Origin of the sequence: Oceanobacillus jeddahensis (assembly GCF_000750635.1) — a bacterium.
GTDB lineage: Bacteria > Bacillota > Bacilli > Bacillales > Amphibacillaceae > Oceanobacillus > Oceanobacillus jeddahense.
Genome location: NZ_CCDM010000001.1, coordinates 300644 through 312925 on the forward strand (window position 1 = coordinate 300644; position 12282 = coordinate 312925).

At 34.9% G+C, this 12282-nt stretch carries 11 protein-coding genes; 7 read left to right on the top strand and 4 right to left on the bottom strand.

Going from position 1 to position 12282, the window contains the following annotated elements; genetic code table 11:
* Positions 1-160: 160 nt before the first annotated feature.
* From BN986_RS01410 to rbsK, 7 genes are all read left to right on the top strand, one after another.
* Positions 161-1681 carry a sugar ABC transporter ATP-binding protein gene (locus tag BN986_RS01410; protein WP_052400570.1) on the top strand — a complete coding sequence of 507 codons (1521 nt, stop codon included), beginning with the start codon at positions 161-163 and terminating at the stop codon, positions 1679-1681.
* 1 nt (position 1682) lies between these two features.
* Positions 1683-2630 (top strand): ABC transporter permease, encoded by a 948-nt coding sequence (locus tag BN986_RS01415; RefSeq protein WP_040979104.1) that lies wholly within the window; start codon positions 1683-1685, stop codon positions 2628-2630.
* Between the two features lie 63 nt (positions 2631-2693).
* Positions 2694-3653 carry a substrate-binding domain-containing protein gene (locus tag BN986_RS01420; protein WP_040977864.1) on the top strand — a complete coding sequence of 320 codons (960 nt, stop codon included), beginning with the start codon at positions 2694-2696 and terminating at the stop codon, positions 3651-3653.
* A 42-nt stretch (positions 3654-3695) separates the two neighbouring features.
* Positions 3696-4151 (top strand): D-ribose pyranase, encoded by a 456-nt coding sequence (rbsD, locus tag BN986_RS01425; RefSeq protein WP_040977865.1) that lies wholly within the window; start codon positions 3696-3698, stop codon positions 4149-4151.
* Between the two features lie 39 nt (positions 4152-4190).
* The gene (gene deoC, locus BN986_RS01430) at positions 4191-4877 is read left to right on the top strand and encodes a deoxyribose-phosphate aldolase (protein ID WP_040977866.1); all 687 of its coding nucleotides are present in this window, start codon (positions 4191-4193) and stop codon (positions 4875-4877) included.
* 55 nt (positions 4878-4932) lie between these two features.
* Complete coding sequence (locus BN986_RS01435) at positions 4933-5688, top strand: GntR family transcriptional regulator (protein WP_040977867.1); 756 nt, start codon at positions 4933-4935, stop codon at positions 5686-5688.
* A gap of 18 nt (positions 5689-5706) precedes the next feature.
* A complete protein-coding gene (rbsK, locus tag BN986_RS01440; protein WP_040977868.1) occupies positions 5707-6645 on the top strand; it encodes a ribokinase in 939 nt (312 codons plus the stop codon).
* A 206-nt stretch (positions 6646-6851) separates the two neighbouring features.
* On the opposite strand, the gene BN986_RS01445 is transcribed toward rbsK, so the two are convergent.
* The 4 genes from BN986_RS01445 to BN986_RS01455 are packed head-to-tail and all read right to left on the bottom strand — an operon-like array spanning position 6852 to position 12282.
* The gene (locus BN986_RS01445; protein WP_040977869.1) at positions 6852-8294 is read right to left on the bottom strand and encodes a sodium:solute symporter family protein; all 1443 of its coding nucleotides are present in this window, start codon (positions 8292-8294) and stop codon (positions 6852-6854) included.
* Positions 8295-8312: 18 nt separating this feature from the next.
* Complete coding sequence (locus tag BN986_RS26850) at positions 8313-8459, bottom strand: hypothetical protein (RefSeq protein WP_157037061.1); 147 nt, start codon at positions 8457-8459, stop codon at positions 8313-8315.
* A gap of 17 nt (positions 8460-8476) precedes the next feature.
* Positions 8477-10198: a hydantoinase B/oxoprolinase family protein gene (locus BN986_RS01450; protein WP_040977870.1), complete on the bottom strand. Its 1722-nt coding sequence runs from the start codon at positions 10196-10198 to the stop codon at positions 8477-8479.
* 38 nt (positions 10199-10236) lie between these two features.
* Entirely contained in the window at positions 10237-12282 is a 2046-nt protein-coding gene (locus BN986_RS01455; RefSeq protein WP_040977871.1) for a hydantoinase/oxoprolinase family protein, read from the bottom strand.

Consider the following 12282-nt stretch of genomic DNA (forward strand, 5'->3'; position numbering starts at 1 on the left):
GTATTTAATGAATTTCAATACAGTACAAGATTATTTATTCGAATGTGTCAAAAAAATAAAGAATCAAAAAATTAAATGAAAGGGTTTACAAAACTAAATGTAATACTTATAATAAATATACGTACATAGACGTACATAAAAGTACAAGGAGGTATACAAATTGGATGATCTGTTAAAAATGAGGTCAATAACAAAGTCTTTTGGACCAGTTGAAGTGTTAAAAGATGTTGATTTAACGTTAATGCGAGGCAGTGTTCATGCTTTATTAGGCTCCAATGGTGCTGGAAAATCCACTTTAATGAAAATTTTATCAGGTAATCATATGAGTGATTCTGGTGAAGTTTATCTGAAAGGTAAGAAAATAAGTATAGTTGACCCTAAATCTTCCAAAGAAAATGGAATAAGTATCATTCACCAAGAATTTAACTTGATACCAGACTTAACGGTATATGAGAATGTTTTTTTAGGAAAAGAAATTCGAAAAGGATTTTTGAATTTTATCAATTCAAAAAAAGAATCGTTAAAGCATACACAAAAATTGATAGATAAATATGGATTAGACATTGATGCAGAAAAGCCAATTAGAGAATTAAGTGTCGGGGAACAACAAGTAGTAGAAATACTAAAGGCAATTTCTGAGGATTCTTCTATATTAATAATGGATGAACCTACTGCGGCCTTGTCTATTAAAGAATCAGAAAGATTATTTGAAGTAGTAGAGTCCATAAAAGCTCAAGGTATAGGAATAATTTATATATCTCATAGGTTAGATGAAATTCAGAGAATTTGTGATTATGTGACAGTAATGAGAGACGGTAAAAATATAAAAGAAGGAGGTATAAGTGAATTTAGTAATGAAAAAATTATAGAATATATGGTTGGAACAAAAATGGAGAATATGTTTCCGGAAAAAAATAATATTATTGGGGAAGATCTATTGGCGCTTAATCATTTATCAAATGAATTTATAAATAATATTAATATTTCAGTCAAAAAAGGCGAAATATTAGGATTATTTGGTCTAATAGGTTCTGGGCATACAAAAGTATTAGATGCATTGTTTGGTGTAAACAAAATTATGGAAGGTGTTATTTTAATTAATGGAAAAGAAGAAAAAATATCATCTCCGAACGATGCAAAAAAACTGGGAATTGCTTATGTTACAGAAAACAGAAAAGAAGAGGGGCTAGTATTAGATTTGGGTGTTACCGATAACATCATTATCCCATCAATGAAATTGTATTCTTCTTACGGTGTGAAAAATCAAAAAAAGATAATGAATGCAGGAAAATATTATAAAGAAAAATTAAGTATAAAATTAAACCATTTATCAGATCCAGTTGTAAATTTAAGTGGAGGGAACCAGCAAAAAGTAGTTTTGTCTAAATGGTTAGCAACACAACCAGAAGTAATACTGCTTAGTGAACCAACAAGAGGAATTGATGTTGGAGCAAGATCGGAAATTTATAGAATATTAACAAATTTAACAACTGAAGAAGAAAAGGCGGTTTTAATGGCGTCTAGTGATTCTGAAGAGGTTTTGGGGTTAAGTGATAGAATACTAATATTTTTTGAAGGAGAAATAGTGGCAGAAATTAAAGCTGAAGAGGCTACTCCAGAAATTCTAATGGAATACGCTTCAGGTGCAAGGAATGCAGAGGGGGTGAAGATCGGTGGATGAAATGACAAAGAAAAAATTATTAAGCCTAAGTGCAATCCAAAAGTATGGAATGATGCTTATTTTGGTCTTAATCATCATCATATTTTCTGTTTTGTCACCTAATTTCTTCACATACTCTAATTTCATGAGTATGTTAAGGCAAATCTCGGTAATTGGTATTATTGCGGCAGGACAAACACTAGTCATTATTAAAGGTGGTATTGATCTATCTGTAGGGAGCATTGTTGCTTTTGCAGGAGTTGTATCAGCTTTAACGTTAGCTAGTACAGGGAATACAACTTTAGCAATCATTGCTGGATTATTGGTTGGTGCATTAGTTGGGTGCTTGAACGGAGTTTTAATATCTAAATTAAAATTATCGCCTTTAATAGTTACTCTAGCGTCAATGACATTGTATGGAGGGGTTGCTTTAGTCCTTTCAGACGGTAATCCTATTATTGTTTCAGAATCGGGTTTTAATTTTCTTGGACAAGGTTATGTTGGTCCTATTCCATTTCCTGTATTTTTATTAATAGCAGTTTATCTTGTTTTATTTTTTATTCTTAGAAAAACGATTCATGGTCAATATATCTATTCCATAGGAGGAAATGAAAAAGCTACAAAATTATCAGGAGTAAAAGTAGACATTCATAAAATTATTGTGTATACAACTTCTGGATTGTTAGCAGGGTTAGCAGCGGTTATTTTAACGGCTAGGTTATCATCTGCTAGTCCAGTGGCAGGCACAGGATATGAGTTAGATGCCATTGCTGCAGTTATTCTTGGTGGAACCAGTTTGTTTGGAGGCAGGGGAAGTGTTTTTGGGACACTAATAGGTGTAGCAATTCTTGGATTTTTAACAAGTGGCATGAATTTAATTAATGTTTCTCCTTTTTATCAAGATATTGCAAAGGGTCTTATCATATTATTTGCAGTTATTATTGACCGTTTTATTAATAGAGATAAGTAGTGTTTCAATAAATTCGTTATAAAATTTTTATTTTATAAAATATATTTCAAGGAGGAAAAACAATTGAAAAAGGCAGCTTTGTTATTCATGTTCTTAATTTCCGGTTTTATTCTTGCTGCATGTGGATCAAATGGTGCTGAGGGTCAAAATAATGAAGGGGGGGATGAAGGTTCCGAAGACATAACTATTGGGTACGCGATAAATACTTTGAATAATCCATTTTTTGTTGAAGTTAAGGAATCGGCAGAGGCAGCAGCAGAGGAGTTAGGGGTTAATATATCAGTTGTAAATGCAAATGGGGACTTATCGGAACAAATAAGCGGGGTCGAAGATTTAGTCCAGCAACAAGTAGATGTTTTGATTGTTGATCCAGTTGATAGTGAAGGGTCATTAACAGCAATTAATGGAGCAGTTGAAGCTGGTATCCCAGTGATAACTACTGGAAGAAGTATAGAGGGAGCAGATGTAGTAACGCACATGGGGTATGATGAGGTGAAAAACGGAGAGATAGCAGGGGAATTTTTGGCAGAACAGTTAGAAGGTCAAGGTAAAGTTATCGAATTACAAGGTACTCTAGGTACAGATGTTGCCAATAATCGAAGTGAAGGTTTCAATAATGCATTAAGCAATTATCCTGATATAGAGATTGTCTCATCACAATCAGCGGATTTTGATAGAACAGAAGGTATGAATGTAACCGAGAATATTCTACAATCTCACTCTGAAATTGATGGGTTATATGCGGCAAACGATGAGATGGGGTTAGGAGCATTACAAGCTTTAAATTCTAATAATTTGAGCGATGTTGCCGTTGTTTCAAATGATGGAACAGGAGAGGCTCTAAATTCAGTGAAAGATGAAGAATTGACGGGAACTATGGCTGTTTCACCTAAAGCATATGGTGAGGAAGCAGTGGTAGTTGCTATTGATGTTGTGAATGGAGAAGAACAGCCAGAATATATCGAATTACCTTCTGAATTTGTTTCTCTTGAGAATGTGGAAGAATTTTTAGCTGAGCAATAACAGGTTTAAATTTTAGAATAAAGCTATAAGGAGGAGTTTTACATGAAAAAAAGAGGGATTCTAAATAAGGAGTTGAATGATGTTATTGCTTCTATGGGACACACTGATCGTATTATTATCTCTGATGTAGGTTTTCCTATTCCCGAAGGTGTAAGAAGAGTGGACTTAGCATTAACAGATGAAATTCCAGATACAGAAACCGTATTAAAGTTAATTGAGAAAGAATTTATAGCTGAAGAAATATATGTGGCAGAAGATGTATTTGTTAATAATAAGCCTTTATATGAATCTATTCAGTCTATTTTTGAAGGTGTAAATATAAACGGCATTCCTCATGAAGATATATTGACAAAGGAAGCACACAAAGCAAAGGCAGTTATAAGAACAGGTTCATATAATCCTTGGGGTAATATTGTATTACAGTCTGGGGTGGATGTTAAAAAGTTTTTTAATAGATCAGGAGTTGTGACACCTGATTACTATAAAGATAAAATGTAGAAATTCAAAGTAATTATAGATATAATGGAGGAGAAAACAATGACAACATTTACTAAAGAAGAAATTGCCAAAAAAATTCAACATACAAATGTAAATCCAGATTTAAACAGGGAAGGGATTATCTCTCTTTGCAACGATTGCATTGAGTATAATTTTGATGGAGTTATGTTACAGCCTTGTTGGATTGAAGAAGCAAAAAAAATGTTTAATAATACTGATATTAAAGTGTGTACAGCACTTGGATTTCCAATGGGCGGCGCAACAACAGCTTCTAAAGTGAAAGAAACTGAAAATGTATTCAAATTAGGAGCAGACCAACTGGATTTTATGGCTAATGTTGGTTTCTTGAAAAGTAAAATGTATGATGAATATAAAAATGAAATAAAAGAGATTGTTCACGCTGCAAGCGGTAAAGTTACGAAGATTATGTTAGAATTCGGAATGTTGACACAAGATGAAAAAGAAATTGCTGCCGAACTAGCTCTTGAAGCAGGAGTAACTTATTTAAAAAATTCTAGTGGCTGGGGACGTGGAGGTAAAGCAACAGTTGACGATATTCTACTTTTGAAAAAAATAGCAGGAGATAAAGCATTAGTGAAGGCATCTGGTGGAATTAGATCTTATGAAGATTGTATTGAAATATTAAATGCCGGGGCAAGTTTAATAGGAACTAGTGCAGGTGTGAAAATTTTAACTGGTACAGGAGAACAGGTAAGTGATTATTAGAACATTATTCAACCGTTTTAGATAACTGGTGTTCATGGGAAGGAGTTGTAAATGTATGTTAAATTTAAATACTAAAATAGATAAAAAGTCTCCTTCCCCTTTATATACGCAAATTGCAGATATTATTCGAGATAAAGTTGTGGGAAATGAGTGGAGTGAGGGGTATAAATTACCTTCTGAAGAAATATTATGTGGAGTTTTCGAAGTAAGTAGAGGAACTATTCGTAAATCTATTTCTCTCCTTATTCAAGAGGGCGTTCTTATCCAAATACATGGGAAAGGAACATTTGTAAAAGAGAATAAAAGTGGTCATAGATTTGGCCAAGAACTTATTTCTTTTGCAGAATCTATGAATAGAAAGAATTTAGAATTTACTACGAAAGTAATAGATAAATATATGATAAAAGACGAGAATATAATTCAAACATCTGAATTTATTAAGAAAAACAACAACCCTGAGTTAATGTATTTAAAAAGGCTGCGTTACATCGAGGAAAAGCCTATTATATTGTTAGAAAATATAGTAGACACATCTTTATGTCCAGATATATTGAATGTAGATTTCGAGGAAGAAACTTTATTTAACAGTATTGAAAATCAGAGCGGAAAAAAAATCAATTATGGTACAAGAGAATTCAAGGCTATTAGACTTAATAGATCAGAAGCGTATTTATTAAACGAAACGGAAGGAGAGCCTATTCTTTTTATAAAACAAGTTTCTTACCTAGAGAATATGGAGCCTGTAGAGTCTTCTAACATCTATTTAAAGTCAGATCAATATCCAATTTCCTCTTATCTATATCGTAATTGAATTAAAGAGGTGAGCAAGTTGGGAAACAAAAAAATTTTGGTTATAGGAAGTTATAATGTTGGACTTGCGTGTAGAACGGAGCGAATTCCTGTATGGGGAGAAACATTATTGGCAAAAAATTTTTCGGAGAGTAATGGAGGAAAAGGTGCTAACCAAGCGGTAGCAGCTTCAAAGTTAGGAGGTGATGTTTCTTTTGTAGGATGTTTGGGGAATGATAAGTTTGGTAATGATGGTCTTAATATGTTAAAGGAGCAAAATGTTGATATTAGCACCATTTTTAGGTCGGATAAACATACAGGTGTAGGATTTATACTATTAAACAACGAAGGTGAAAATTGTATTCTAGTAGATAGTGGAGCGAATAATGATTTAGTATCTGAAGAAGTAGTAAATACTGGAAAAATTGAAAATTCGGATATTGTTGTTTTTCAATTGGAGAATAATTTAGCTTTAATAGAAGATTTAATGAAGCACGCTTATTATTTAGGAAAAGCAATAATATTAAATCCTGCTCCAGCTAATAAGGATGCAAAAAGATTATTGAAATATGCCAATATAGTTAATCCAAATGAAACAGAATTGTTGTTGTTGAATAATGAGGATCTTTATACAAAACTAGATGATAAAATGTGTGAAGAATTAGCAAGAAACCTATTAAAACAGGGTCCAGAATATATAATTATTACCCGAGGTGCTAAAGGAGCAATGATAGTAAGTTCAAATAAATGTGTAGAAATAAAAGGTATTAATGTCAGCCCAATAGATACAACTGGAGCAGGGGATTCTTTTACTGGAGGACTGGCTGTAGCTCTGTCAGAAGGAAAAACAGTAGAAGACTCAGTTAATTTTGCCAATTATGTTGGAGCCTATAGTGTTACAAAAAGAGATGTTATACCTTCTTTACCTACTAGAAATGAAGTAAATAACTTTAAATATAAAGTAAGCGTAAATAGTTAATAAGAAAAATATTTCGAATATTTAATAAAATTTCAATTTTATTAAATATCAAACAATGTTAGTATACAAGTTTAAAGAGTGTAAGTGAGAAACTTTAAAGTAAATCTGTAAGAGTTTCTCACTTACGCAGTATAGTTTACATTTTTTAGAAGTATTTGTAGTTTCAGAATATATGCTTATTAAATAAATATTTTGTAGATCAATTTCTATTTATTCACAATATCTTCTTGTTCATCAGGAAGCATAATCTCTTTCCCCTTCGTCTCCACAAACGTACCAATAATCAAAATAAGAAGCGTAATCGGTAATCCTAACAAAATTGGATCCACTGCCCAAACAAACACAACAGAACCTTCTTCTGCTCCAGCTTGGCTGCCGATAATAATAGCCGTTACTGTAGCTAAAGCCCCTGCTACCATTGCCCAAATTGTGCTGTGATATGCTCTTCTTGCTCTTGCCCAGAATACCAAGGCGATAAGAACAGGAGCTAGGGAAGCTGCCATAATTCTTCCTCCTGTTAATAGCAGTTCCAATATAAAAGGTAAAGAACGGGCAATTAAAGAGCCGATAATCGCAACTGCAACGACAGAGATTCTAGAGACAAGAACAACGCTTTTTTCATCAGCATCTGGCTTTATCCACTGTTTGTATATATCATTAGAGATATTAGAAGCAGTGGTTAGAATAGTAGAGCTTAATGTTGAAATACAGGATGATACAACAATAACTGCGAATAATATACTTCCTACACTGCCGAAGAGTGTACTTAGCCTTAAAAAGGCATCATCAGGTGTAATATCCGGGAAAATTACCAATGCCAGGATTCCAATTAAGAAAGGGACCATATACCAGACGACAGCAATACTTCCGGCATACAAAAAGGAATTTTTAGCCGTTTTATCTGAATTCGCTGACAATCCTCTTTGAATAAGTGTTTGATAGGCAACACATGTTAATGCCCCGGATATAATCCATCCAAAGGTTTGTATACCTCCAGCATTCCACATATCTGTATGTGTTTCTGGAATGAGGTTTAAAAGGGTATCCCAGCCGCCGATATACATAATAGCTAATGGAATCATAATGGTACTGCCAATAACTAAGAAGGCTGCCTGAATGGTATCGGTAAACATAACAGCCCACATACCGCCGGTTACAGTGAAGAAAAGTGTAATAAATAAAGTGATAATCAATGCTATATCAAAAGAAAGATCAAAAACAGAGCTTAATACTACGGCCATACCTACAGAAGCTCCAGCAGTAACCCCCATATCGCGGCACATAACTAAAATAACAGCCACGACTTTATGCTTCCAGCCAAACATTTTCGAAAACAACTCAGGTAGTGTCACAATATTCGTTTTACGAAGCCTTGGAATAAAGGTATAGCCCATCCACATTAAGATAGCAACAAAGCCTAAGCTGGCGAAATAAGCGGATATCCCTAAAGAATAACCACTTCCGCCATATCCTAGCAAAGTAGCAGAATTAATGAGCGTTGCTATAATTCCTCCAGTTACCAACCAAGTAGGAACAGATCGTCCGGCTAAAATATAATCACTGGAATCTTTTTTCTTCATCTTTTTTGCGGCAATTGGCCCAACAATTAAAAGGAAACCAAAATATATGATAAATATGGTTAAAGCCATTATATGCATCCCTCCTTTTTAAAAAGCTGTTAAAATAAGTTCCCAAATATATACATATAGAAAAACTACGCCGTGCAATAAAACTAACAATCCAAAATTTTTAAATGGTGGTGATTTTACTTGTTCCATCTCATCAAATGTCTCTCTTTCCTGCTTTTTAGACATCGAATCCCTCCCATTTGTTATGCATTTCTTAAATGAACTGTCTCTTCTTCGTTAACTGTAAAGTCCTTATTGATTACTACTTTGTAGTCTTTTTTTGCTTGTTCTGTACTGATAAACCCTAAAATGATGTCTTGAAGAACACTTTCTGCTTCTCTTTCCTCAGGTTTTCCGTATCCGCCTCCACCAGCTGTACGCAATGTCACCGTATCATTTTTCTCGATTTCTCTGGTCACTTTAGAAGAAAAATGAATGACTTCTCCATTCTCTTTTTGTAAAGTACAGCTGGAAGTTTTTCCTCCCAGACCACCAAATAGTCCCCATGGGCTATTTATTGCTCTATCTGCCATTAATGTCATGGTAAATCCATCTGTTAAAAGTTTTATCTCTCTTTGCAGACCAACTCCACCTCGATGTTTACCTGCACCGGCGCTACCATCCACATAACAGTAGTTATTTACTTGGAAAGGAAATGTTTGCTCAATGACCTCTACTGGTGTATTCAATGTGTTCGTCATATTGGTGTGCACACCATCCATGCCATCCATATCACTTAATGCACCTTGTCCACCTCCATATGTTTCAATATAGGATAAATATTTTCTATTGATGTGATCGAACCCGCCAATGGAGAAGCCTGTCATTGTACCCGAGCAAGCTGCCATGGACCGCTCAGGAAGTAAATCTGCTAAAGCTCCAAATATCGTATCTGTAATTCTTTGCGATGTATTTGCATTCGCATTAGAAACGGGAGCAGGGAAATTTGGATTTACAATGGTTCCTTTTGGTGCTATAAGATCAATACATTTATATGTCCCGGCATTTGGCGGTACATCGGGATCTAATAAGGATTTTAGAGCATAAAATACACATGCACTTGTCACCCCGTGTGTGGAGTTAACAGGACCTCTACTTTGTTTGTCAGAGCCATGAAAATCAACGGAAATCGAGTCATCCATGATTTCTATTTTTGTTTTGATTAAGATGTTATCTTCTGTGATCCCATCGCCTTCTAAATAATCTTCAAACGTATAGACACCATTTTTAATTTCTTTTATTGCTGAACGCATGCGTCTGTCAGAGTAATCGATCAGCTCATGCATGCTTTCCCAAACATGTTCGATTGAGTATTTTTCAATTAAGTCAATGATTCTTTTTTCGGCAACGGTATTTGCTGCAAGCTGTGCATAGATATCACCTAGCACTTCTTCACCTGTCCGTACATTTTTCTCCAAAAGCCTGATGACTTCTTCATCTAATTTGCCGTTTTTTCTTACACGAATAGCTGGCAGCCTCAGCCCTTCATGAAATATTTCTGTTGCTTTTACAGACATACTTCCCGGAGCCATGCCGCCGACGTCTACGTGGTGTGCAATATTGGAAGCTAAGGCGACGAGCTGACTTTTATAAAAGATAGGGCTAATCATAAAAATGTCTGGTAAATGAGAGCCGCTAATATAAGGATCGTTAATTAAAATTGCATCGCCGGGTGATAGTTTGTCCTCAGGGTACATTTTAAGAATTTCTTTCACAACGGAAGGCATTAACCCTAAATGCAAGGGAACATGCTCTGCTTGGGCAACGAGTTCTCCTTCTTTTGTGTAAATAGCGGTTGAACAATCAACACGGTCTTTAATATTCGTGGATAATGCCGTTTTGATTAAAGTAACTCCCATTTCTTCCGCGATTGTGTAAAAAGAGTTTTTCATAACTTCCAATGTGATGCCGTCAATCTTACTCATTGTATAACCTCCCAAAGTTAAGCTTTTTGAACATCCTCTTAAAGATTTTCGATAATCAGATTTTTAAATTCATCCGTAGATGCTTTTTGATTTGGATGTATGACGATGGTAGAGTCCAATTGTTCAATGATCGCTGGACCAACTAATTCGTTATTTTGTAAAAGGCTGTCTCTGTCTACAATTTTGGTATCCATATATTGTCCATCAAAATATACTTTTCTAGATTTAAAAGTTATATCGTATTGAGAAGAATCGGACGAATTTGACTTATTTTCAGGTTTATCAATGATGCCGAAAGAAGTAACTCTAGCATTAACCGTTTCTAACGGTTGATCTTCTCTATTAAATCCATAAATTTTTTCGTGTGTATGATGAAAATTTTTCATTGCTTGTTCAATTGTTTCTTGGTCAATGGCATTTCCGTTTAAAGAAATATTTAAGTCATAAGCTTGATTTTTATATTTCAAATCTAAGCTTAGGCGGAGTTGAATCTTTTCATCTGTAAAACCTTGTTTCTTGAGGTTTGCTTGTGCATTTTTTTGCAGTTTTTCAAAAACAGCATGAAGTTCAGCGACATTTAGTTGATCTGTACTGGAAATAAAGGACTGTACATCATCATGTCTAACATCCGCAATGAGCATACCTGATGCACAAGTAATACCTGGATTTGGCGGGATAATAATATTTTTACTGCCTAATTCTTTCGCAATATCACTGGCATGTAAAGGTCCTGCACCACCAAATGCAAGCAGGGAAAAATCTCTTGTATCGTGTCCTTTTTCCACCGAAATAACTCGAATTCCCCTTACCATATTCGCGTTTACAACTTTTAAAATACCTTCTGCCGCTTTTTCTACACTAATAGAGAGCGGATCTGCAATTTTTTCTTTCATAATTTTACGTGCGTTTTCAATGTCCATTTCCATGCGTCCGCCTAAAATAGCATCCGGATTAATCCGTCCTAAAATGGCGTTAGCATCACTGACAGTAGGTTCTGTCCCACCTTTCCCATAACATACAGGTCCTGGAACTGCACCAGCGCTGTGTGGGCCAACACGTAATGCGCCTCCGCTGTCAATCCAGGCAATACTTCCTCCTCCTGAACCAATGGTATGCATTTCCACCATAGGAACATTGATAGGGAAATCGTCAATTTTACTATTTGTCGTGTATTGCGGAATCCCGTTTTCGATTAATGCTGTATCTAAGCTGGTACCACCCATATCGATGGTGATTAAGTTTTGTAATCCAGTTTGTTTCGCTATATCGGTGCCGGCAATAACGCCTCCAGCAGGACCGGATAGTACGGTTCTTACAGGCATCTCAACTGCTGTATCTGTTGTGATAACACCACCATTGGATTGCATAATGTATAAATCACTGGAAATGTCTAACTCGGTCAGTGCATTTTCCAAGTCCCTTAAATATAATTTCATCTTAGGCATGACATAGCCGTTAACGGTTGCTGTACTTGTTCTTTCGTACTCTTTTATTTCTGGCAGTATATCTGATGATAAGGTAATTGCAAGATTTGGATACGCTTGTAAAATGCGTTCCTTTACTTTTTTCTCATTCTCCGCATTTAAAAAAGAATTGATAAAACAAATAACTAAGGAGTCAACTTGGTTATCTGTAATTTGTTGTAAGATGGATTGAATATCATTGTCTGTCACCTCTTTAACAATTTCTCCACTTGCATTTATTCTTTCATCAATCTCCCATCTTAAATTTCGTTGTATTAAAGGCTTTGATCTTCTCGCTCTAAATTCATACAGCTTGGGCCGAGTCTGTCTGCCTATTTCAATAACATCTTTAAATCCTTTGGTTGTGATAAGTGCTGTTTTTGCTCCTTTTTTCTCTAATAGGGTGTTTGTAGCAACAGTAGACCCATGAATAAAAAACGAAAGATCTTTACTATTAATTTTATTTTCAGAAATAATTTGCTTCACACCATTCATCACACCAATAGAACTATTATCTGGAGTTGAAGGAACTTTAGTTATAAAAGTTTCCCCAGTCTGTTCAGATACTAATGCGACATCTGTAAAAGTGCCTCCTGTATCAACACCAAGTCTATATTGCAT